The sequence below is a fragment of the Streptoalloteichus hindustanus genome (genome assembly GCF_900129375.1).
Lineage (GTDB): Bacteria > Actinomycetota > Actinomycetes > Mycobacteriales > Pseudonocardiaceae > Streptoalloteichus > Streptoalloteichus hindustanus.
In genome coordinates, this window is sequence record NZ_FQVN01000016.1 from 1 (window position 1) to 22,687 (window position 22,687).

18 protein-coding genes and 1 tRNA gene are annotated in these 22,687 nt (G+C 73.8%); 9 read left to right on the plus strand and 10 right to left on the minus strand.

Features of this window, described 5'->3' with window-relative positions; translation table 11 throughout:
* Positions 1–616: 616 nt before the first annotated feature.
* The 4 genes from BUE43_RS29700 to BUE43_RS29715 all read left to right on the plus strand — a co-directional run bounded on the left by BUE43_RS29700 (position 617) and on the right by BUE43_RS29715 (position 4,239).
* On the plus strand, positions 617–1,054 hold the full coding sequence (locus tag BUE43_RS29700; RefSeq protein WP_073489660.1) for a helix-turn-helix domain-containing protein: 438 nt from the start codon (positions 617–619) through the stop codon (positions 1,052–1,054).
* A gap of 87 nt (positions 1,055–1,141) precedes the next feature.
* Positions 1,142–1,690 carry an ImmA/IrrE family metallo-endopeptidase gene (locus BUE43_RS29705; RefSeq protein WP_073489661.1) on the plus strand — a complete coding sequence of 183 codons (549 nt, stop codon included), beginning with the start codon at positions 1,142–1,144 and terminating at the stop codon, positions 1,688–1,690.
* A gap of 5 nt (positions 1,691–1,695) precedes the next feature.
* The gene (locus BUE43_RS29710; protein WP_073489730.1) at positions 1,696–2,949 is read left to right on the plus strand and encodes an MAB_1171c family putative transporter; all 1,254 of its coding nucleotides are present in this window, start codon (positions 1,696–1,698) and stop codon (positions 2,947–2,949) included.
* A 57-nt stretch (positions 2,950–3,006) separates the two neighbouring features.
* Complete coding sequence (locus BUE43_RS29715; protein WP_234995995.1) at positions 3,007–4,239, plus strand: cytochrome P450 family protein; 1,233 nt, start codon at positions 3,007–3,009, stop codon at positions 4,237–4,239.
* A gap of 222 nt (positions 4,240–4,461) precedes the next feature.
* Here the strand turns inward: BUE43_RS29715 and BUE43_RS29720 are convergent, their stop codons facing one another.
* The 5 genes from BUE43_RS29720 to BUE43_RS29740 all read right to left on the minus strand — a co-directional run bounded on the left by BUE43_RS29720 (position 4,462) and on the right by BUE43_RS29740 (position 8,572).
* Positions 4,462–5,133: a PepSY domain-containing protein gene (locus BUE43_RS29720; protein WP_073489662.1), complete on the minus strand. Its 672-nt coding sequence runs from the start codon at positions 5,131–5,133 to the stop codon at positions 4,462–4,464.
* Between the two features lie 150 nt (positions 5,134–5,283).
* The gene (locus BUE43_RS29725; RefSeq protein WP_073489663.1) at positions 5,284–5,559 is read right to left on the minus strand and encodes a helix-turn-helix transcriptional regulator; all 276 of its coding nucleotides are present in this window, start codon (positions 5,557–5,559) and stop codon (positions 5,284–5,286) included.
* 100 nt (positions 5,560–5,659) lie between these two features.
* Positions 5,660–6,541: an aminoglycoside phosphotransferase family protein gene (locus BUE43_RS29730; protein ID WP_073489732.1), complete on the minus strand. Its 882-nt coding sequence runs from the start codon at positions 6,539–6,541 to the stop codon at positions 5,660–5,662.
* A gap of 187 nt (positions 6,542–6,728) precedes the next feature.
* Entirely contained in the window at positions 6,729–7,916 is a 1,188-nt protein-coding gene (locus BUE43_RS29735) for a sensor histidine kinase (protein WP_143174482.1), read from the minus strand.
* 2 nt (positions 7,917–7,918) lie between these two features.
* Positions 7,919–8,572, minus strand: coding sequence for a response regulator transcription factor (locus BUE43_RS29740; RefSeq protein ID WP_073489664.1), 654 nt, complete (start codon positions 8,570–8,572; stop codon positions 7,919–7,921).
* Between the two features lie 161 nt (positions 8,573–8,733).
* Here BUE43_RS29740 and BUE43_RS29745 point away from each other — a divergent pair, with 161 nt between their 5' ends.
* Positions 8,734–9,996 (plus strand): serine hydrolase domain-containing protein, encoded by a 1,263-nt coding sequence (locus BUE43_RS29745; protein ID WP_234995997.1) that lies wholly within the window; start codon positions 8,734–8,736, stop codon positions 9,994–9,996.
* A gap of 244 nt (positions 9,997–10,240) precedes the next feature.
* Here BUE43_RS29745 and BUE43_RS29750 read toward each other — a convergent pair.
* Both BUE43_RS29750 and BUE43_RS29755 read right to left on the minus strand, forming a co-directional pair.
* A tRNA-Arg gene (locus BUE43_RS29750) sits at positions 10,241–10,314 on the minus strand.
* Between the two features lie 155 nt (positions 10,315–10,469).
* A complete protein-coding gene (locus BUE43_RS29755; RefSeq protein ID WP_073489735.1) occupies positions 10,470–11,093 on the minus strand; it encodes a hypothetical protein in 624 nt (207 codons plus the stop codon).
* A gap of 116 nt (positions 11,094–11,209) precedes the next feature.
* On the opposite strand from BUE43_RS29755, the gene BUE43_RS29760 reads away from it, so the two are divergent.
* A complete protein-coding gene (locus tag BUE43_RS29760; protein ID WP_407697144.1) occupies positions 11,210–13,258 on the plus strand; it encodes a bifunctional copper resistance protein CopD/cytochrome c oxidase assembly protein in 2,049 nt (682 codons plus the stop codon).
* A gap of 87 nt (positions 13,259–13,345) precedes the next feature.
* Here BUE43_RS29760 and BUE43_RS29765 read toward each other — a convergent pair whose 3' ends face one another.
* Genes BUE43_RS29765 through BUE43_RS29775 form a run of 3 tightly spaced genes read right to left on the minus strand, consistent with a single transcriptional unit; the run spans position 13,346 to position 15,781 of the window.
* Positions 13,346–14,179, minus strand: a complete 834-nt coding sequence (locus tag BUE43_RS29765; RefSeq protein ID WP_073489665.1) for an ABC transporter permease — start codon at positions 14,177–14,179, stop codon at positions 13,346–13,348.
* A 16-nt stretch (positions 14,180–14,195) separates the two neighbouring features.
* Positions 14,196–15,134, minus strand: coding sequence for an ATP-binding cassette domain-containing protein (locus tag BUE43_RS29770; protein WP_234995998.1), 939 nt, complete (start codon positions 15,132–15,134; stop codon positions 14,196–14,198).
* Between the two features lie 23 nt (positions 15,135–15,157).
* Positions 15,158–15,781 (minus strand): TetR/AcrR family transcriptional regulator, encoded by a 624-nt coding sequence (locus BUE43_RS29775; protein WP_143174483.1) that lies wholly within the window; start codon positions 15,779–15,781, stop codon positions 15,158–15,160.
* Between the two features lie 269 nt (positions 15,782–16,050).
* On the opposite strand from BUE43_RS29775, the gene BUE43_RS29780 reads away from it, so the two are divergent.
* From BUE43_RS29780 to BUE43_RS29790, 3 genes are all read left to right on the plus strand, one after another.
* Positions 16,051–16,530, plus strand: coding sequence for a single-stranded DNA-binding protein (locus tag BUE43_RS29780; protein ID WP_073489667.1), 480 nt, complete (start codon positions 16,051–16,053; stop codon positions 16,528–16,530).
* Positions 16,531–17,025: 495 nt separating this feature from the next.
* The gene (gene ettA, locus BUE43_RS29785; RefSeq protein WP_073489668.1) at positions 17,026–18,702 is read left to right on the plus strand and encodes an energy-dependent translational throttle protein EttA; all 1,677 of its coding nucleotides are present in this window, start codon (positions 17,026–17,028) and stop codon (positions 18,700–18,702) included.
* Positions 18,703–18,729: 27 nt separating this feature from the next.
* Positions 18,730–22,590, plus strand: coding sequence for a diguanylate cyclase domain-containing protein (locus BUE43_RS29790; RefSeq protein WP_073489669.1), 3,861 nt, complete (start codon positions 18,730–18,732; stop codon positions 22,588–22,590).
* The last annotated feature ends 97 nt before the right edge of the window (positions 22,591–22,687 follow it).

The window sequence follows — 22,687 nt, forward strand, 5'->3', positions numbered from 1 at the left end:
TGCGGGGGTTGGCGGGGTTGCTGGTGGTGGGGTGTTCGGTGAATGGTGTGGCGTGTGGGCCGGGGTGTTCCGGCCACCACAACCCCTGACACACCACCAGCCGCACTCCCTCGCCCTTGCTCGCCAGCGCGCTCGACGGCGTTCGGCGCCCGTGAGACCCGCCGGTTCTGTCACGTCTCCGTCAGGCTTTCGCCTGTCCGGGTGGCCTTTGCGAGTTCTTCGGATCACGGCGCGGCGGCGTGGACGCCCGACTTCGGGGGCGCGGAACGCCAGGGCGCGGGGGAACGGCGAGAGTGAACACAAGGTGTATACATGCCGTGGGCCCGGTTCCCTGACGGGGACCGGGCCGCACGACAACGGACGTCAGGTGGGCGAACCCCCAAGAACCGCCCACCGACCGGCGCCGCCCGCGCCGTCGTCCTCCTGCCACCACGCACAACTGGGATGAAGACGGGCAGGGTGACCTGTGGGTCGCCGCTTCACACCAGTTGATGTGCGGTGAGCGCGATGTAACCAGCCAGAGGCCCGGAGTGTCAACCTGTGTGGGCGCTAGGGTGGTACAACCTTCACCTCAGTTGAGGCAGTTGGTGCTGTGTCGGTTCTCGGAGGTGTCACCATGGCCGGGAGCGAGCGTGCCCCGCGCACGTTGGCCGAGAAACTGAACCACCTGTTCGAGTCCGTCCACCCGGCGGGCCGCGGTCCCTACAGCAACGAGGAGGTCGCGGCCGCCATCCGCGACCAGGGCGGCGCCACGATCTCGGCCACCTACATCTGGCTGCTGCGCAAGGGCCAGCGGGACAACCCGACGATGAAGCACCTCGAGGCGCTGGCCGCCTTCTTCGGCGTCCCGCCCGCCTACTTCTTCGACGACGCCACCGCGGCCGACGTGGCCGCGGAGATCGGGCTGCTCAACGCCCTGCGCGACACCGGCGTGCAGAAGGTTGCGCTCCGCGCCGCCGGCCTGTCCTCGCGCAGCCTCGACTCCATCGTGGAAATGATCAAGCGCGTGCGGGAGCTCGAGGGCTTGTCCCAGGACTCGGACGGGGGAGACTGAGAGGCGCCGCGGCCCCCAGGCCCCTCCGCCGTGCGGACGGTCGTCGCGGTGTGACAGCGACAGGACCGGGAGCTGGGCGGTGACCGCATGGATCGCAGGCGTTTGCGACGACGCTGCGAGCAGCGGGTGCGCTCGCTCGACATGCCCGACCCGTTCGACGTGCGCGCCCTGTGCGACCGCATCGGCCAAGCCCGGGGCCGCCCCATCCACCTGCTGCCGCTGGCGCTGCCCACCGGGAGCCCCTGCGGCCTGTGGCTCTCCACGAGCAGCGCGGAGTACGTCGTCTACGAGGAGCGCACCAGCCCCCTGCACCGGGAGCACATCGTGCTGCACGAGCTCGGCCACCTGCTGTGCGACCACGAGGCGGCCCCGGTGCTGGGCGAGGACGTCTCCCGGCTCCTGCTGCCGAACCTCGACCCGAGGATGGTCGCGCGGGTGCTCGGGCGGACGCACTACACCGCCGAGGAGGAGCAGGAGGCTGAGATGATCGCCTCCATGATCCTGCAGCGGGCGCGTCGCGGCGTCCCCGCGCCCGTCCGGCGGACCGGTCCGGTGCCCCCGCACCCGTCGGATCACGACGGGGCCGACGTGGTGGCGCGGATCGAGAGCTCGCTGGAACACCCGACAGCGGAGTGACGCCGGTGAACCACGTCCTCTACCCGCTGTGCGCGGCGGCCGCGTGGACCGCCTTCCTCTACAAGTTCCGCGGCCGCCGCCGGCAACCCGACAACCCCGCCATCACGGCGGTGTGGGTGGCGTTCCTGCTGCTCGCGCTGGTCTTCACCGTCTCGGTCCCCGCCGTGTGGGAGGGGCTGGACCGCTCGGTGGGCGTGCCCAACCTGTCGACCCTGCTCTCCCAGGGCTGCGTCGTGGGGTTCAGCGCGAGCATCCAGGCGATGTTGCTGTTCTGGGTGCACCCGAGGGACCAGGCCGTGGCCAGGATCCGCTGGCGGCTGCTCGCCGTGGCCGGCGCGCTGGTCGTGATGGCGGTGCTCTTCGCCACGACGGCGCCCGCCGTGGAGCGCAGCACCGACTTCGTCGTGTGGTACGCGGCGAACCCGTACTACGCCGTCTACCTCGTCTTCTACGTCTCCGCGTTCGCGGTGGGCCTCTGCGACACCGCCCGCATCGGCTGGCACTACGCCCGAGAAGCCCCACGCCCCTGGCTGCGGCGCGGGCTGCGGCTGACCGCCGCGGGCGCGGCCACCGGTCTGGGCTACTGCGCCGTCCGCATCGCCAACATCCTCGGCCCGGTGCTCGGCGTCGACACGCGTCGCTGGGAGGCGCTGGCCCCGCTGTGCGCCAGCGCCGGCGCCCTGCTGGTGATCGTCGGCCTGACGGTGCCGGCGTGGGGGCACCGGATCACCGCGCTCGCCGGGCTGGCCGGCCGCTACCTCGCCCACCGGCGGCTCGCCCCGCTGTGGCGGGCGGTGGCCCTGCGCTCCAGCCCGGAGGTGGTGCTGGACCCGCCGGCCGTCCGCGCGCTGGAGTGGCTGCGCGTGCGGGACCTGGACTTCCGGCTGTACCGGCGGGTCATCGAGATCCGGGACGGCCGGCTGGCGCTGCGCCCCCACCTCGACGCCCGGGTCGCGGCCGCCGCCGACCGGCTCGGCCGGGAGGCGGGGCTCAGCGGCGACGGGCTGCTCGCCGTGGTCGAGGCCGCGCGGCTCGCCGCGGCGGTGCGGGCCAAGGCCCGCGGCAGCCCGGCCGACGACGGCGCGACCGACGACGACGGCGCCTCCGCCGAACCCGCCGGCGCTGAGCCACACGGCGCTGAGTCACACGGTGTCGAGCCCGGCGGCGCCGACCTGTGCGCCGAGATCACCTGGCTCGTGCGGGTCTCCCGCGCCTACCGCCGATCCCCCGTGGTCCGCGCGGTCCTGACCGAGAGGTGACCCACCGGGGCCGCCCGACCCGCCGCCCACCCGCCCCCCACCACCCGAGGTGCCCCCGTGCCCGACACCCCGCCCATGCCCTTCGACGCCGAGTTCCTCGCCGACCCGCACGCCGGCTTCGCCCGCCTCCGCCAGCAGGCGCCGGTGCACCGGATCAGGACGCCGGACGGCGCTGCGGCCTGGCTCGTCACCCGCTACGCCGACGTCCGGGCCGCGCTCGCCGACCCCCGGCTCTCCCTGGACAAGGCGAACTCGGCGGGCCGGGGGTTCACCGGGTTCGCGTTGCCGCCGGCGCTGGACGCCAACCTGCTCAACATGGACCCGCCCGACCACACCCGGCTGCGCCGGCTGGTCTCCCGGGCGTTCACCCCCCGCTACGTCGAGCGGATGCGGGACCGCGTCCAGGCGATCACCGACGAGCTGCTCGACGCCGTCGCCCCCCTCGGCCGGGCCGACCTCGTCGCGAGCCTCGCCGCCCCCGTGTCGGCGATGACCATCTGCGAGGTGCTCGGCGTCGAGGAGGCCGACCGGGCCGACTTCCGGAGCTGGGTCGAGGCGATGGTGGCCCCCGACCCGAGGGACCCGGCGCGGGCCAAGGAGCGGATGCGGTCCGCGATCGGTCAGATGGCGCACTACCTCACCGACCTGGTCGCGCGGAAGCGCCGGGCGCCGGGCGAGGACCTGCTGTCGTCCTGGGTCACGGCACGGGACGCCGAGGATCGGCTGAGCGAGGACGAGCTGACCTCGCTCGCCTTCCTGACCCTCATGGCGGGCTACGAGAACCCGGTCCACCTGATCGGCAAGGGGGCGCTCACCCTCGCCCAGCGGCCCGAGCTGGCGGCCGAACTGCGGGAGCGCCCCGAGCTCGTGGTGTCCGCTGTGGACGAGTTGATGCGGTACGACGGGCCGCAGACGCTGGCCATCCGGCGTTTCCCGCTGGAGGACGTGGAGATCGGCGGGGTCCGCGTCCCGGCGGGGGAGACCGTGCTGCTGTCGCTCATGTCCGCCAACCGGGACCCGGACCAGTTCGCCCGCGCGGACGAGCTGGACATCCACCGGGCCGACAACCAGCACGTCGCCCTCGGGCACGGCATCCACTTCTGCCTCGGCGCGTCCCTGACGAGGGTGCAGGCCCAGGTCGCGCTCGGCACCGTGGTGCGGCGCTTCCCCGACCTCGCGCTCGCCGTGCCGGCGGCCGAGCTGCGCTGGCGCCCGTCCCACCGCAGTCACGGGTTGCTGGAGCTGCCGGTGGTGTTCACCCCCACCAGCCGGAGCGGTGCCGGCCGGTGATCTCGCGGCTCGCGTGAGATCGGGAGTGCCACGGCGGTCCCGGCGCGTCGCGGGGAGCGCGTCGCCGAACAGCATTCGGTCGGGGCGGGTACCGACCCCGCCCCGACCGAACACCGGCCGTGAGGCCTGTGACTCCCGATCGGTCCGTGCGGCCCGGGCGCCGACGCCGCGGCGCCCGGGCCGTCCCGGAGGAGGCGTGCTCGTGCGTGGCCCGGCCGGGACCTAGCTCCAGTCGTCGCCCTCGCGCCGGTCGATCTCCCGGTGCAGCACGTTGCCGTTCTGGGCGTCGATCTCGTACTCGACCTTCTGGTCCTCGCTGAGCACGGTGACCTTCCACATCGGCCGGTCGGGCTGGTCGGCCACGTTGTCCAGACGGACTCTGGAGACCGTGCCCTGCGTCTGCTCGGTCGCCATCGTCACCGCGTCGGTCCAGTCCACGCTCGCGATCTCCCGCAGCCGCGTCCACGGCTGCTCGGCCGGCGGCTGACTGCGCTGCCGCGCGTTGAACGTGCGCGGGTCCACGTCGTAGGCGGCCACCGAGGGCTCGGCGGTGAGCACCGCGATCCGCCACACCTTCCTGCCCTCCGCCGTCTCCGGCTCGGCGGCGAGCAGCCGGGCGTCCGACGCGCGGCCCTGCGCGGCCTCCACCGCGCGCCGCAGGTCGTTCGGCCCGATCTTGTTCGGCCCGGCGGCGGCGCTCGTGGCGGCGGAGGCGCTCGCGCGTCGGCTGGCCAGCGGCGGTGGCGAGCTGTTGCTCGGCGGCATGCTGGCGTGGGTGGTCATTGGCGCCTGCGGCGCGCCGCCCTCCTCCGACCGGCTGGCGCAGCCGGCCGTGAGCAGCGAAGTGGCGGCGAACCCGACCACCAGGGCACGCACGACGTTCCGGGTTGGCATGATCGCTCCCTCCGGGCAGTTCTCGCCGTCAGGGAAACCCGGGGTGCGGGGGCGGGCAACCGGAGATCGGGCGGTGGCCCCGCCTTTCCCCTCGAACCGGTGATGACCATTCACCTGCCGGCTCGTCCCCCGACAGCGGCGGCGATCCGGTCAGCCGCGGCCGGTCCAGCTCCCGTAGACCTGCTCGGACAGCGGCTGGAACGGCGTGCGGCTGAACACCGCCTCGACCGGCAGGCCGAACACCGCGCAGATCCGGAAGGCGAGGTCGAGGCTGGGGTAGTGGTCGCCCCGCTCCAGCGCGCCGATCGTCTGCGGGTTCACCTCGACCGCCTCGGCGAGCTGCGTCCTGGAGAGTCCCCGTTCGGCGCGCAGGACCTGCAGCCGATTGTAGATCGGCAGGTCTTTGCCCCTTCGGACTGGACTCATACCCCGAAGTCTTGCAAAAACCCAACCATAGGGACAAGTTGCCCTTTCGGGACCACCAGGCCGTTCACCTCTTCGGATGCCGCTCCGCCCGCCGGCCGCGCTAGATCGCCAACACGGCCTCCGCGATGGCGACCTGGACCGGGTTCAGCGCCGTGTGGCCGTCCTCCACGTCCCAGAGGCAGTTCTGCAGGACCCGGCCGAGCGTCCAGCCGACCGCGCGGCGCCGGTCCAGGTCGAGCACCTCGGTCACCAGGTCGAACCTGCGGCGGACCGCCCGCGCCACGTCGCCGGTCGCGACGACCTCCTCCCAGCGGTTGTCGAGCGCGGGCAGGAGCTCGAAGGCGGGGTCGCCGGAGATCGGCTGCGGGTCGATGGCCAGCCACGGCTCACGCCCCGACGACGGCGGCGACGCGAGGACGTTGTCGTAGTGCAGGTCCCAGTGCAGGAGCCGGTCGCCCGGCTCGCCGACCAGCTCGCGCACGGCGGCGGCGCAGGTCCTCAGCAGTTCCCGGTGGCCCGGGTCGGGCAGCGCCGGCAGCGCCCGGGGGAGGTGGTCGAGCATGCCCCTGGCGATCCCGTCCAGGGTGCGCACGCCCCGAGGCGCGGGTGTCGCGACCAGGCGGGCGAGCAACTCGGCGAGGATCTGGAGAGCCGCCATGTCGTCCGGAACGCTGGACAGCGACCGCTGGCCGTCCAGTCGCTCCAGCAGCATCGTGCCCGTCTCCGGGTCGTGGTCGAGCAACCGCACCGCGCCCTGCCCGTTCCAGGTCCGCAGCGCGAGCGGCTCGTCGACGTTGTCCTCGGTGACGGGCTGGAGTTTGAGGGCCGCGGGCGTGCCGTCCGCCCGGACCACGGGCAGCACGAGCGCGATCATGCCGTGCGCGCCCGGCCCGTCGGGCCGCAGCTCCCACCGCTCCAGGAAGCTCGCCGCCAGGTCCGGCAGCTTGGAGATCCACGCGGGATCCCACGTCGCGTTGTGCATGTCGTGGTACGCGACCAGGCCCGCGGGCACCTCGATCCGGTGGGTGTCGACCCCAGCGCCCAACTCCGCCCCCGAGCTCTCCGAAACCGGCACACCTCCATCCTGACCCGCCCCGCCAACCCAGTTACCGGCCTCGGAGGCCCCCGGGGGATTGCCCGGAGACGGGGAAACGCCGTTCAGCGGAGGGTCACGCCGTGCTCACGGGGGCGAAAGGGAAGCGGACCTCGACGTCAAGTCCGCCGGTGGGTGGGGCGTGGATGCGCAGCGACGCGTCGTGGGCGCGGGCGATCGCGTCCACAATGGACAGTCCGAGTCCGGTCCGTTCGGGCGCGGCCGCGCGGTGCGCGCCGAGCCGGTGGAAGGGCTGTACGAGGTGGTCGACGTCAGCAGGGGGAACGAGCGGGCCGGTGTTCCGGATGGTGAGGGCCGAGTGGTCGGCCCGGGTCGCGGTGGCGACGCGGATCGAGCCACCGGGGTGGTTGTGGTGCAGGGCGTTGTCCAGCAGGTTGGTCACCAGGCGTTCGACCAGCCGTGCGTCGCCCAGTGCCGTCGCCGGGCCGAGGTCGGCGCTGACCACGAGCCGCTGGCGTCGGATGTCCTCGCCGCGGCTGTCGAGGACGTCGCCGGCGACGTCGGCCAGGTCGACGGGTTCGCGGTGGTCGAGTCCGCGTTGGCTGCGCGCGAGCGTCAGCAGCGCCTCGATGAGCCTTTCGAGGTGGTGCCCGGCGACGACGGCCCGTCGGCAGGCCGCGCGCAGGGAGTCGACGGTCGGCGCGGGGTCGGCGAGCGCGACCTCGAGCAGGGTGCGCTGGCGGGTCAGCGGGGTCCGCAGTTCGTGCGAGGCGTTGGCGACGAACCGCCGCTGGGCGTCGAACGCCACTTCGAGCCGGCCGAGCAGCGCGTCGAACGTGTCGCCGAGCTCCCGGAGCTCGTCGGGGTGGCCGGTCAGGGCGAGGCGTTGGTGCAGGCTGGTGGCGGAGATCTCCCTGGCGGCGCCCGTGATCGTCCTCAGTGGACGGAGCGCCCGCCCCGCGGCGAGCCAGCCCAGACCGGCGGACAACACCGTCATGACGGCGAGCGCGATCGCGGCCCGCTCCAGCAACCGGTGTGCCACGGTCGCGCGCAGGTCTTCGGCCGGAATCCCGGCGGACGGCGCTTCGGCGATGTCCCGGAGCACACGCGCGGAGGAGTCGCTGTCTGTGAGGACGAGGATGCCCGCGGACCGCAGCAGCAGGTAGGTGACGATCAGCAAGGCCGTCCCCGAGGCGAGGAAGAGCCCGCCGTAGGTGGCGGTGAGGCGCAGCCGGACAGTGCTCCCGCGCAGCCGGAAGGTGCCCCGGCGCGGACGCCGGGCGCGCGGCGCGTCAGCCCGCACGCTCAGACGCGGTAGCCGGTGTGGGCGACTGTCTCGATGACGGCCGGCTCGCCGAGCTTGCGGCGCAGCCGGCTGATCGTCACCTTGACCGCGGTGGTGAACGGGTCGGCGTTCTCGTCCCACACCCGTTCCAGGAGCTCCTCGGCCGCCACGACCCGTCCCCGCGCCGCCAGCAGGAGCTCCAGCACGCCGAACTCCTTCGGACCCAGCTCCACCGGCCGACCACCGCGGGTGACCCGGCGGCGGGCGGGGTCCAGCCGCAGGTCGCCCGCCGCCAGCACGGGGGGCAGGGCGGGCTGCGCCCGCCGGAAGAGCGCGCGGACCCGGGCGACGAGCTCGTCGAACGCGAACGGCTTGGGCAGGTAGTCGTCGGCGCCCAGGCCGAGGCCGTCCACGCGGTCCTCGACGGTGTCCGCCGCGCTCAGCATGAGGACCCGGGCCCGGCAGCCGTCGTCGACCAGGCGGGCGCACACCTGGTCGCCGTGGAGTCCGGGCAGGTCCCGGTCGAGGATGATGACGTCGTACCCGGTGAGCGTCGCGCGGTCCAGCCCGCTCACCCCGTCGAAGGCCACGTCGACGGCCATGCTCTCGCGGCGCAGCCCGACGCCGATCGCCTCGGCCAGCTCGGCGTCGTCCTCGACCACCAGCACCCGCATCCCTCAGCCCTTCCGCTCCCGCCTGCGCGTGATGGTGTCCTGGCGACCGTTTCGTGGCGGTTACACCGCCCGCCGGTGTCGCCGAAACCACGGTGAAACCCCGTGCCGGGTACCACTGGCGGCACCGCGTGTTCACCCGCGAACCGAAACGGAGACCCAGGGTGGCGAAGATTCTCCCGTCCCGCCGCGCCGTGCTCGGCATGTTCGGCGCGGCCGGCCTGCTGGCGACCACCGGCGCCGCCGAGGCCGGCGACGACCTCAACCCGTTCGGCCCCGGCCGCGTCCCCCGGGACGTCCTGCCGGGAGGGTCGTACGACCGGCACATCGCCGACCTGGCGGCGCAGGACAGGTTCTCCGGCACCGTGCTCGTCGCGCACCGGGGCCGACCGGTCCTGGCGCGGGCGTACGGGATGGCGGACCGCGAGCGCTCGATCCCCAACCGGGTCGACACGATCTACGCGCTCGCGTCGGCGTCGAAGCCGTTCGTCGGCTTGGCGATCGTCCAGCTCGCACAGCAGGGCAAGCTGAGGTTCGGCGACAAGCTGGGCGCCCACCTCCAGGGCTATCCGGCCGACGTCGCCGAGAAGGTGACCGTGCACCACCTGCTCACCCACACCGCCGGAATGAGCGACCCCCGCTGGAACCCACCGCCGGAGCGGACCTACCACAGCGTCGAGGAGCAGATGCGGGACCAGGCGGCGGACCTCCGCCGCGAGGAGCTGAGGTTCGCCCCGGGCAGCCAGAGCTCCTACAGCAGCTCGGGCATGGCCGTCCTCGGCGAGATCGTGGAGAAGGTGACCGGCAGGACGTTCTGGGACTACGTCCGCGACCACGTCTTCCGCCCGGCCGGCATGACCCGGTCGGACTACTACACCCGCCCGCAGTGGCTGGCCGACGAGCGGATCGCCCACCCCTACATGCTCCAGGAGTCCGGCGAACGCGTGGACGGGGTCCGCCACCTCGACAAGGGCGGGAAGCCGGGGAAGATCCCGGGCGGCGGCCAGATCCCGGGCGGCAACAACTCGGCCCGCAACTTCATCGGCACGGCCGCCGGGAACGGCTTCTCCACCGCTCCCGACCTCGTCCGCTTCGCCCGCGCCCTGACGGGCCACAAACTCCTCAACCGCGCCTACACGGAGCTCTTCGTCGGCGGCAAGCACACCGGCCCGCGCCCGCACGTCGGCAACCCCGACCCGGCCGCGCAGGAGTCGTTCATGGCCTACGGGGTGACGGCGTCGGTCTTCAACAACCAGCGCCTGATCGGCCACGGCGGCGGCATCGCCGGCGGATCGACCAACTGGACGATCTACCTGGACTCGGACTGGACCGGGGTCATCCTGTCGAACTACGACTACGACAGCTACGACGCCCTGAGCACGATCATCAGCCGCGAGCGGCACGCCGTCACCGACCCACACCACTGACCGAACGGCTTGTGACGAGAGCCACCACCGGCGAGCTGGGGAAGGGACCGGAAGAACGACCGGCCGGCGCGTATGTGGCGGTCGGGGGACGCCGGGACACCCGTTCGCGTCCCCGTCACCGGGGAGTCGTCCGCCGACCTGACCGCGCCACGACCGGCGGACGCCAGCCCGAAGTGGCCGCTTCCCGCACGTCCGATCTTGTGGCAGGATCGCGCCACACCCGTGTTGACCTGGGAAAACTGAGTGCCCCCGGCAGGACTCGAACCTGCGACCCAGAGATTAGAAGTCTCTTGCTCTGTCCAGCTGAGCTACGAGGGCGGAGGGTGACGCGCCGAGCGGCGCCGCCGTCACCCGAGGTGGTAATCGCCGCACCGGCCGCCCGCGTTAGTCGGTGTGAGGCACTGTTAGCCACTCGCGACCAAGGAGCGACCAGCTCGTGTCCACTCGCGTCACACTACCGTGGTGACCAGGGGTTATGCCGAGGGGAGCCGGTGGAGGGCGACCACGGTGAGCGCGTTCAGGGCGTCACGCACCGTGTCGACCGGGGTGTCCCGCTTGGACAGCGCGGTCAGCAGCGTGCGGTCCGGGCGCACCGCGACCGCCGCCGTGCACGTCTGGTAGCCGCTGTCGACCTTGCAGCGGAACCAGGTCGGGTAACCCTCGGTCACGAAATCACGCCCACCCGGCTGTTCCGCCTTCACCTGGTCCAGGGGCTTGAAGAAGCCGACGGCCGCCGAGTCGTCGGCCGCGCCCCCGGCCAGCAGGCGGAAGCAGCCGTCCGGCACCGGCTCGCCCCGCCGGGGCTCGCCCCTGGCCCCGCCGACCGCGCCCAGGTCGGCCGGCTGGAGCAGGGCGCAGGGGTCCACCCCGTCGACGTTCTTCGGCGCGGGGGCTCTGCTGCCCTGCGGGCCGCCCTGGGTACCGCCCTGGGTGCCGCCCGTCCCCGGCGGCGTGGGCCGGGCGGACCCGGTCGCCTCACCCGGGCGGAACCCGGCCGCCGCGGTCGGGTCGCCGCTCACCTCCCGGCCGCAACCGGAGAGCGCCACCACCGCGAACACGAGCGGCAGGACGAGTCGGCGGGCACGGCGACGCGGCATCACGAGGTGCAACGGTAGCGGCGCGATCGCCGGGGCCGCCGCCGAACCGGTGACAGGGGACACGGTTGCTCAGGCCGGCGGTGTCCCCGCTCCGGGGTGCTGCCTACCCTCGTCCCGTGCCCTCCGACGCGCCAGCACCCCTCTCCACCGGGGACGACACGGTCGGGCCCCGCCCCAGCCGTCCCGTCCTGAGCATCGCCGCGCTGCTGCTGCCCGGCGTCGCGCTGGCCGCGGTGCTGGCCGCCGCGATCACCTCGGTGACCGCCGGCGACGTGCTCGCCGCCCTCGGCCTGCCCGACCCCGGCGCCCTCACCCGGCTCGGGCTGCCGGTCGCGCGGGTCGTGGCCGAGTCCGGCGCGGTGGTGTGCGTCGGCTCCCTGCTGTTCGCCGCCTTCCTGGTCCCGCCGCAGAAGTCCGGCACCCTGTCCGCCGACGGCTACGCCGCGCTGCGCACCGCCGGCTGGTCCGGCCTGGCGTGGCTCCTCGGCTCCGTAGCGCTCGTGCCGTTCATCGCGGCCGACGTCGCCGGCCGGCCCGTCGGCGAGATCCTCCGCCCGCGCGTGCTGTTCGACCTCGTGGACGCCGTCGAGCAGGCCAGGTCGTGGACGATCACCGCGCTGGTCGCGCTGGTCGTGACCGTCGGCTGCCGGGTCGTCCTGACCTGGGGCTGGACCGTCGTGCTGTTCGGCGCGTCCCTGGCCGGCCTGCTGCCCGTCGTCGTCAGCGGCCACTCCGCCTCCGGCGGGGCGCACGACCTGGCCACCAACAGCCTCCTGTACCACCTGTTCGGCGCCGCGCTCTGGATCGGCGGGCTGGTCGCCCTGATCGCGCACGCCGCCCGCCGCGGCGACCACCTCGCGCTGGCCGCCCGCCGGTTCTCCCTGGTCGCCCTGGTGTGCTGGCTCGCGATGGCGTTCTCCGGCGTGGTCAACGCCCTGGTCCGGCTGCCGCTGAGCGAGCTGGTCACCTCCGACTACGGCCGGCTCGTCCTCGCCAAGATCGGCGCGCTGCTGGTGCTGTTCTGGTTCGGCTACGCCCAGCGCCGCCGCGGCGTCCGGGCGGTCGTCGAGAAGGGCAACCCGGGCGCCCTGCTCCGGCTCGGCGCCGTCGAGGTGCTGGTCATGCTGGCCACGGTCGGCCTGTCCGTCGCCCTGGGCCGCACGCCCCCGCCCGGCTCGCTCGGCGTCATCCCCGGCCCGCTGGAGCGGCTCATCGGCTACGACCTGCACGGTCCGCCCACCCTCGCCCGCCTGCTCCTCGACTGGCGATTCGACCTGGTCTACGGCGCCGGCGCGCTCGTGCTCGGCGGCCTGTACCTGGCCGGCGTTGTCCGCCTGCGCCGCAGGGGCGACCGGTGGCCGGTGGGCCGCACGATCGCCTGGCTCGGCGGCTGCCTCAGCCTGCTGGTCGCCACCTCGTCCGGCATCGGCCGCTACTCCCCGGCGATGTTCAGCGTGCACATGGGCGGGCACATGATCCTGTCCATGCTGGTGCCGATCCTGCTGGTGCTCGGCGCGCCGGTCACCCTGGCCCTGCGCGCGCTCAAGCCCGCCGGCCGGGAGGGGCCCCCCGGGCCCCGGGAGTGGCTGCTGGCGTTCGTCCACTCGCCGGTCTCGCGCGTGCTCACCCACCCGCTCGTCGCGCTGGCGCTGTTCGTCGGCTCGTTCTACGGCCTGTACTTCTCCGGCCTGTTCGACGTCGCGCTCCAGGAGCACTGGGCCCACCTGGCGATGAACGCCCACTTCCTCATCGCCGGCTACGTCTTCTTCTGGCCGGTGATCGGCATCGACCCGTCGCCGAGGCCGCTGCCGCCGCTGGCCCGCTTCGGGATCATGTTCGCCGCCATGTCGTTCCACGCCTTCTTCGGCATCGCGCTCATGATGTCCCGCTCCGTCATCGGCGAGATCTTCTACCGCGACCTCAACCTGCCCTGGGTGACCGACCTGCTCGCCGACCAACGCCTCGGCGGTGGCCTGAGCTGGGCCACCGGGGAGATCCCCGTGGTCTTCGTGGTGGTCGCCCTCGTGGTGCAGTGGGCGAGAGCCGACGAGCGCACCGCCCGCCGCACCGACCGGCGCGCCGACGCCGACGGGGACGCCGACCTCACCGCCTACAACGCGATGCTGGCCAAGCTCGCCGGCAACGACCGCGGTCCCCGCGCCTGACCGTGAACAACGCCGGCAACGCCGGACGCGGCGCCCGCCCCGAGCGCCGCGTCCGGTGACCCCCGCGTCACGTCACGTCATGTCACCTCACGGCCGGCGGATGCCCCTGGCCGCGAGCGCCCCGCCGACCAGCGCCAGCGCCGCGCTCGTCACCAACGCCCCCACCACGGACGACGCGGTCGCGCTCCCGAAGGCCAGGCCCCGCGAGGCGTCCACCGCGTAGGTCAGCGGGTTGACCCGGGCGACCGCCTGCAGCCACTCCGGCATCCCGCCGACCGGGACGAACGCGCTGGAGGCGAACATCAGCGGGAACATCGCGATGAACCCGACCATCTGCATGACCTCGACGTTGCGCAGCCACGACGCCAGGGCGATCAGCACCCAGGACACGCCCCAGCCGACGAACAGCGCCAGCGCCAACGCGCACAGCGTGCCGACCACTCCGCCGGCGGGCGCGAACCCGAACAGCGCCGCGGCGGCCACGAGCAGGATGCCGAGCTGCAACGTGTTCCGCACCAGGTCGTAGAGGCTGCGCCCGACCAGGACGCTCACCAGCCGCACGGGCATCGCCCGGAACCGCCCCAACACCCCGTTGCGCAGGTCGTTGGCCAGCCCGGCCCCCGCCCCCATCGCGGACTGCGTCGAGGTCGTCACCAGGATCGCCGGCATCAGGTAGTCGATGTAGTTCGCGCCCGCCGGGAACCCGGGACCGTTCGCGATCCCCCGGAACACCTGGCTGAACAACACCAGCATGACGAACGGCTGGATCAGGCTCATGATCAGCAGCCGGGGCTCGCGCAACGCGCGCAGCGAGCGCCCGGCGAACACCATCACCTGCGTGAACACGCTACTGCCCTGCCAACCGGCGCCGCCGGACTCGGCGGTGCGCACGGTGGGACGTTCCGCGGTCACTGTGGACATCCGCTCTCTCCTCCGGTCAGGCGGCCTGACGGCCGGTCAGGGTCAGGTAGACGTCGTCCAGCGTCGGCTCGTGCAGGTTCAGCTCGACGAAGTCGACGTTGACGTCGTCCAGCGCGCGCACGACCACCGCGAGCTGGCGCGACGACTCCACGGGCGTGGTGAGCGCGTGCCGCTCGGCGTCGTGCATCGGGGCCAGCCCCGCCTCCCGGAGCGCCCGGAGCGCGGGGGACGCGTCGGCCGGCTCCTCCAGCACGACCGTCACGGTCCGCTGTCCGACGTCGGCCTTGAGCTGCGCCGCGGTCCCGGCCGCGACGACGCGCCCCGCCGACAGAACCGTGATCTGGTCGGCGAGCCGGTCGGCCTCCTCCAGGTACTGCGTGGTGAGCAGGACGGTCGTCCCGTCGCCCACCAGGCCCTCGACGATCTCCCACAACGCGACCCGGCTCGCCGGGTCCAGGCCCGTCGTCGGCTCGTCGAGGAACACCACCTCGGGGTGGCCGATCAGGCTGCTGGCCAGGTCCAGTCGGCGCCGCATGCCGCCGGAGTACGTGCTGGCCTTCCGCTTGGCCGCCGCGGTGAGGTCGAAGGCCTCCAACAGCTCGCCGGAGCGCTGTCGCGCCTGACGGCGGTCGGCGCCCAGCAACCTGGCGATCATCACCAGGTTCTCCTCGCCGGTGAGCTGCTCGTCGACGCTGGCGAACTGCCCGGTCAGCCCGATGCGCCGACGCACCTCGTGGCCCTCGCGGACCACGTCGTGACCCGCGACGCGGGCGGTGCCGTCGCTCGGCGGCAGCACTGTGCTGAGGATGTTGACGAGAGTGGTCTTGCCGGCGCCGTTGTGCCCGAGCAGCCCCAGCACGGTGCCACGCGGCACGCCGAGGTCGACGCCGGTCAGCGCGGCCACCTCGCCGAACTTCTTGCCGACGTCGTCGGCCTCGATCATCAGGTCGGTCACGGTCTTCCCCCTCGGAAGCGGACTCAGCGGGCGAGCACGCCGTGCAGGAACACGTCGATGAGCTCGTCCGTGCTGGCGGGGGCCGTCTCGCCGAACGCGCGGCGGCCCATCTGGTCGGTGAACACCAGTCCCAGGAACATCCCCGCGACCGTCCTCGGGGCGACGCGCAGCCGGTCGGCCTCCGGGGCGAGCAGGTCGGCCACGGCCTGCGTGGTGAGCCGCGCCTGCTCCAGTCGCCGCTGGTGCCACTGCTGCTCCTCGTCGGGGGACGGGCGCTCGGGGCGCCATCCCGACGCGGCGAGGGCGTGCATCAGGGCGCCGGAGCGGCGGAAGTGGTCGCCCATCGCGTCGGCGGCGGCGCGCAGCAGCGCCTCCAGGTCGGAGGTGCGGGGGATCGCCTGAAGCGCTTCGAGCAACGGCTCCACGCGGAGCGCCGTGTGGACGCAGTACCCGAGCAGCTCGTGCTTGTCCTTGAAGACCCGGAAGACCGTGCCCTCCGCGATGCCGGCGGCCTCGGCGATCTGGCTCGTGGTGACGTTGATGCCGTGCTCGACGAGGAGCGGCAGGGTGGCCTCCGCGATCGCCTCGCGGCGGTCCTCGGGGGACATCGCCGGGGCGCGACGGCGGCGTGCTGGCTGGTCGTTCACGACGCCGACGGTACTGAGTGAGTGCTCACTCAGTCAAGGAGTGAGTGCTCACTCACTTCGGTGTGCACGAGCCGCCGGCTACCAGAACCCCCCGACAAGAACGCCCCCCACCACCCGTTCGAGCCCCCGTTTGTCCACAGCCCCAGCGGTTGTCCACAGCCGACGACGCACTGCTGGCCCCACCCCCTCGCCATGCCCGACCCTGCTCATGTCGGCCGACGAAGACCAACAACCCCAGCGCACGGCAGCGACTGATCAGGGAGGACGCGATGTACGAGACGCACGTGACCGTGGTGGGCAAGGTGCTGAGCGAGCCGCGCCAGTGGCGAACCCGGGACGGCGCCGCCGTCGTCCGGTTCCGCCTCGGCGCCACCGAACGCAAGTTCTCCCGCACCACGGGCGACTGGACCAACGGCGACCAGCTCTACCTCGACGTGAGCTGTTGGCGCCGGCTCGCCGAGGGCGCGGCCTCAACCCTGGACAAGGGAGACCCGGTCGTCGTCACCGGGCGACTGTTCACCAGCCACTACGAGATCGACGGGCAGACGCGCTACCGCACCGAACTCGAAGCCGTCGCGATCGGCCTCGACGTCGGCCGCTGCGCGGTCATCCCCGTCCGACGGCGGGCCGGCCCCGTCGCGGAGGTCTCCGGCGCCTCCGACGACGCCAAGCCGGTCGAGTCGGCCACGCCAGCTGCCGTACCCCCACCTGAGGAGGAGAAGGTGGCGCAACTCGCGGCGGTCCGCTGACACGGCCCCTGTCGCTCCTGGCACCCGGGAGTCAGGAGCGACAGGCAGGGGGTGGGCGCAGAGGTGAGTCGCGCGAGCGACGAGCACAGGTGTGAGCCACGTCGCCCTCACCTGCGGCCCGGCCGCCCGGACCGCCCGACCTCACCCACGGACAGCACTCAGACATCACGCACGGCCTCCCTCGGGCCATGCGCCACCAACGACCACATCCGAACCGGGGCACAAGACCAAACACCAGGGCGGGGCGGGGGAGGGGTGGGGAGGGGGGGCCCTCCCCCTCGTGGGGTGGTCGGGTGATCTTGGGGCGGGGTTGGAGGCGGTCCTCGGGGGTGGGGGACGGTGGTGGGTGGGGATGGGCCTGGTGGGGGAGGCGGGGTGGTCGGTTGGTGACGGTGTGGTGGGGGAGGCGGCTGGATCGGTGAGGTTTGTCCCCCGATCGCACGAGACGGGCCACCGCGGTGCTTCACCCGGGCCGACCGCTCTACGATCGCGGCCATGGCCGAGTTCATCTACAGCATGAGGAAGGTGCGCAAGGCGCACGGGGACAAGGTCATCCTCGATGACGTGTCCCTCGACTTCCTCCCCGGCGCGAAGATCGGCGTTGTCGGCCCGAACGGGGCCGGCAAGTCGAGCGTGCTGAAGATCATGGCGGGGCTCGACCAGCCGAACAACGGCGACGCGTACCTGGCGCCCGGCGCCACCGTGGGCATCCTGCTGCAGGAGCCGCCGTTGAACGAGGACAAGACCGTCCTGGGCAACGTCCAGGAGGGTGTGGGCGAGATCAAGCAGAAGCTCGACCGGTTCAACGAGATCGCCGAGAAGATGGCGACCGAGTACTCGGACGAGCTGATGGAGGAGATGGGCCGGCTCCAGGAGGAGCTGGACCACGCCAACGCGTGGGACCTCGACTCCCAGCTGGAGCAGGCGATGGACGCCCTGCGCTGCCCGCCGCCGGACGTGGAGGTCCGGCACCTCTCGGGTGGCGAGCGCCGTCGGGTCGCCCTCTGCAAGTTGCTGCTGAGCAAGCCGGACCTGTTGCTGCTCGACGAGCCGACCAACCACCTGGACGCGGAGAGCGTGCTGTGGTTGGAGCAGCACCTCGCCCAGTACCCGGGCACCGTGCTGGCCGTCACCCACGACCGGTACTTCCTGGACAACGTGGCCGGCTGGATCATGGAGCTGGACCGCGGGCGCGCCCACGGCTACGAGGGCAACTACTCCGTCTACCTGGAGAAGAAGGCGGAGCGGCTGGCCGTCCAGGGCAAGAAGGACGTCAAGCTGCAGAAGCGCCTCAGGGACGAGCTGGCGTGGGTGCGCTCCAACGCCAAGGCCCGGCAGGCGAAGTCCAAGTCCCGTCTGCAGCGGTACGAGGAGATGGCCGCGGAGGCGGAGCGGACCCGCAAGCTCGACTTCGAGGAGATCCAGATCCCGCCGGGCCCGCGACTGGGCAACGTGGTGGTCGAGACCCAGGGCCTGCGCAAGGGCTTCGGCGACCGCGTCCTGATCGACGGCCTGTCGTTCAGCCTGCCGCGCAACGGCATCGTCGGCGTGATCGGGCCCAACGGCGTCGGCAAGACCACGTTGTTCAAGACCATCGTGGGTCTGGAGCAGCCGGACTCCGGTGAAGTGCGGGTCGGCGAGACGGTGAAGCTGTCCTACGTCGACCAGAACCGGGCCGGCATCGACCCGGACCAGACGGTGTGGCAGGTCGTCTCGGACGGGCTGGACTACATCCACGTGGGCCAGGTCGAGATGCCGTCGCGGGCCTACGTCAGCGCGTTCGGGTTCAAGGGCCCGGACCAGCAGAAGCCGGCCGGCGTGCTCTCCGGCGGCGAGCGGAACCGGCTCAACCTGGCGCTGACCCTCAAGCAGGGCGGCAACCTGCTCCTGCTGGACGAGCCGACCAACGACCTGGACGTGGAGACGCTGGGCTCGCTGGAGAACGCGCTGGAGCAGTTCCCGGGCTGCGCGGTGGTCATCTCCCACGACCGGTGGTTCCTCGACCGCGTCGCGACCCACATCCTGGCCTGGGAGGGGACCGAGGAGGACCCCGCCAGGTGGTTCTGGTTCGAGGGCAACTTCGAGGGCTACGAGAAGAACAAGATCGAGCGGTTGGGCCAGGAGGCCGCCCGGCCGCACCGGGTGACCCACCGGAAACTCACCAGGGACTGACCGGGGACGGAAGCGGAGCGAACCCGAGTGGCGGCCAGGGGCGGAGCGCCGACGGAGAGCGGGGCGGGCGAGTTGTTCGAGCCCGCCTGGCGGTTGCGTTGGCGTGCGCCGGAACTGGCGCTGGTGCTCGGGGAGCGGGCGGCCAGGACGGCCGCCCTGCGCCGTGACGAGCGGGTTCGGCTGCGGTCGGAGCTGCTCGTCGTGTTCGTCCTCAACCGCCTCGGCCGTGGCGTGGCGGCCGCCGAACGCGCGGTGGCCGCGTTGCGCCCGGCCGAGGCGGTGGACGATCCGGAGTTGGCGTGGGCGTTGCGGGTCGAGCTGGCGCAGGCCGCCAGGGCGGCGGGCGCGCCCCTGACCGCCTTCGGCGTGTTGCGGCCGGTGCTGGCCGCCTCGGCGGTGCCGGACGAGGTGCGGGCCTCGGCCCTGGTGCAGCTGGCCGCCTGCCTGGCGCATCTGGGCAGGGGCCAGGAGCTGGCCGGGTCGTTGGCCGAGGCCGACCGGCTCTACGCCGGCGACCGGCGGCTCGACGAGGACGTCCGGGTGTTGTCCCGGGGCGTGCTGCGGGCGGTCACCGCCGCCCACCACCGGCGGTGGGGTGACCTGACGGCGGCGGTCGCCGCGTGCCGGGAGGGGCTGGATCTCCTCGGCGGCCTGCGGGACCCGGCCGCCGACGGCGGGCACGTCGGCGCCCGGCTCGTGCTGGAGCTGGTGTGCGCGTTGCTCGACGCCGACCGCCCGGAGGAGGCGGTGGCGGCGGCCCGCCCGGTGCTGGAGCGCCCGGTGCGCGCCGCCGCGGCCGAGCCCGCGGGGTGGTTGCGGATCGCCCTGGCGACCCGGTGGCACCTGCCAGCGGGCGAGCTGGACGCGGCCAGGGACCTGCTGCACGACGCCGCGGACCACGCGCGGCGGCACCAGCTGGACCTGCTGCTGGCCGAGGCCATGGTCGCCCTGTCCTCGGTGCACGAGCTCGGCGCGGAACTCGCCGAGGCGTTGTCCTGCCTGCGGGACGCCCACACCGCCGAGCGGCGGCGGCAGCGCGCCGTGCACGGGGTGCGGGTGCGGTTGGCCGAGGAGTTCGCCGCGCTGCGCAAGGAGGTCAGGGACGTCAGCGCCCGGCCGGCGGTGGCGGCCGAGCAGGTCTCGGCGCTGTTGCGGTCGGCGGAGGAGCCGGGTCCCGCCGAGACCGACGAGCTGACCGGGTTGGCGAACCGCGAGGGGTTCCAGCGGCGGCTCGGTCAGGTGGCCGAAGGCGCGCGGGCGGGGGAGCCGGTGGCCCTCGTTCTGGTGGACCTGCGCCGGCCGAGCGGTGTGGCCGAGACCGGCGCCGAGGTCGTGCGGGGCGCGGCCGCCGCGATCCGGGGCGCCGCGCCGGACCGGTCCGAGGTGGCCAGGCTCGGCGGCGGTGAGTTCGCGGTGCTGGTGGCGGGCGCCACCGGCGCCGAGGCGCGGCAGTGGGCGGAGCGGCTGCGGGAGTCCGTCGCCGGCGCGGACTGGGCGAGCCTGTCCGGGGGCGGCCGGGTGAACGTGCGGGTCGGGGTCGCCGAGCGCCAGCCGGGAACCGACGGGGCGGAGTTGCTGCGGGCGGCGGGTCAGGCGCTCCGGGAGAGCCGGCCGCCGGCCACCGCGCCCGATCTCGACCCGGCGTCGGCGGTGACCGTGGTGCTTCCGGTCATTCCCGCCGAGGAACCGCCCGGCGACCAGCCGAAGCCGACGCAGACAGCTGATCCGGCATCCACGTCGGCACCGACTTCGCCGTCGACGCGGAGGTCGGCGCAGGGCGGCTCCGGCCGTCGGCGGCGGAAGAGCGACGACGCCGAGGAGAGCCGGGGCTGGCGGGTGGTGCCCCGACGGCAGGGCGGTCGCCGTCGGCGGCGAGCCGCGGCAGCGGAGTCGGAGCACGAGGTGGAGACCGGCGCGCCGGTGGATTCCGGCGACGCGGCGGACACTGGGACGCGGGGGGAACCAGCACCCGAGGGCTCGTCCCCGCCCGCGCTTCCCGCCGCGTCGGCCGGTGAGCTGGCTGCCGACGAGCTGGCCGGCGGTGCGACGGAGGAGGCCGCCACCGGAGCCGGGAAGGCGGCCGGGGCGACGGGCCCGGGAAGGGCGGCCGCCGTGCCGAGGAGCCGACGAGGCAGACACCGCAGCGACGACGACGCGAGCGACGACGGTGACGCCCGCGACGAGAGCCAAGCCACCGCGCGGCCCCCGTCGCCCCTGTCACCACCGCGTCCCGACGACGAGCCCGAGCCCATGACAGTCCTCCTGCCGGTGGTGGGCGCCGAGGACCGGACGAGCGCGCGGGCGAACACGACCGCCGACCGGTCCGAGCCGGCCGGCCGGCTGGCGGCTGGCGGCGGCTGGCCGATCAGCGCCGCGCTCCCCGGTCCCGTGGGCGGGGGCGACCGGCCGAGCGTCTCCCTGTGGGGCGCGGGCGGCGACGAGCAGCGCGGCCCCGGGCCGCTGCCGGAGCCCACACCGGTGCCGCCGATGCCGGAGCCGTCGCCCATCCCGCCGACGCCGGAGCCCTCCCCGATCCCCCCGACCCCCGAGCCGTCGCCCATCCCGCCGGAGCCGGGGCCGACCCCGGTGCCCCGGCCGTGGGAGCCGGACCCCGTGCCCGGCCCGGAGCCGGAGTCGCGGGTGTCGCCGGCCCTGGTGGAGCTGGTCGGCCGGTCCGGCGCGCCCGAGGAGTTGACCAGGGCGTTGCTGGCCGCGCTGGCCAGGGCCGACCAGCCGGCCAGGGCCGACCAGCCGGCCGGGGAAGCCCAGCCGGCCGGGGAAGCCCAGCCGGCCGGGGAAGCCCAGCCGGCCGGGAAGGACCAGCGCACCGCGAAGGACCAGCGGGCCGAGAACAACACGAACGACGGGAACGACACGGACGGCGCGGTCGGCCAGGAGCGTTCCGGTGCTCGGGTCGTGGCGTCGTCGGCCTACCGCGAGGTCGAAGGTGGGCGTCCGGGACTGGGCGGGGACCCGCCCGAGCGGGTCGCGCCGAGGGCGGCGGACACGCACCCTGGACGGGACACCCCCAACCAGGACGCCGCGAGCAGGGACGATGACCACGCCCGGGTGCCGCCCGGCTCCGCGACGGTCGGGGCACCGCCCGTCGACCTGGTCGACGGCTCACCGGAGCCCGGGTCGGACGCGAGCCGAGCGCGTCGCCGCCACCTGGAGGCGGTGCCCACCGAGGAAGGTCACGGGGAACTCGGACCCGGGGAACCTGGTCACGCGGAGCCCGGTCACGCCGAGCGTGGTCACGCGGGGCTGGGGGCTCTCGGCCCCGAGCCCGCCGCCGTCGACGAGAACAGCCTCGCCGACCTGCTCGCCGGCGCGCTGGCCGCCTACGAGGTGACGCGGCGGGAGCAGCCCGAGCGGTTCGCCGACAGCGACGTCGATGCCGTCGGCGTCGCGCCGGCCGGCGCGACGACGTCTCCCCCGGAGCCCCTGTCCCTGGAAGCGCCGTCCGCCGGTTCGGCCGGTTCGGCCGGTTCGGCGTTGGCGGGCCGTGCCGGCGAGTCCGTGACCGAGCAGACCCTGCCGAAGATCCCTGGGCTCGTCGGGGAGACGCCGGCGGAGCGGGCGATGACCGGGACGGCCGGGCGGACCCCGACCGCGGACCGGCACGTCGCCGACAGCGGTCAGGACTCCGCGTTGGCCTCGCTCGCGGACCCCGTTCCGTGGCGCGTCGAGCCGCCGTCGTCCCGGACGTCGGCCGCCGACGCCCCGACCGGTCTGCCGGGCATCGGCTCGCTGGACGAGTTGGCCCGGTTCAGCACCGACCTCCCGGCCGCGCCCACGTCCCGGCCGGCGCCGGACCCCGGCGCCCGGCACCGCGCCGCGGACCACGGGCGCGGGCAGGTGTGGATACCGCCGGACTCCCGTTACTGACGCCCGCGCGTCGTTGAATTTTCAAGCGACCTCGGTGGATGAAGGTCGCGGAGCCGCGACACGCCGACCCCGGATCGGGCCGCGACACGCCGACCCG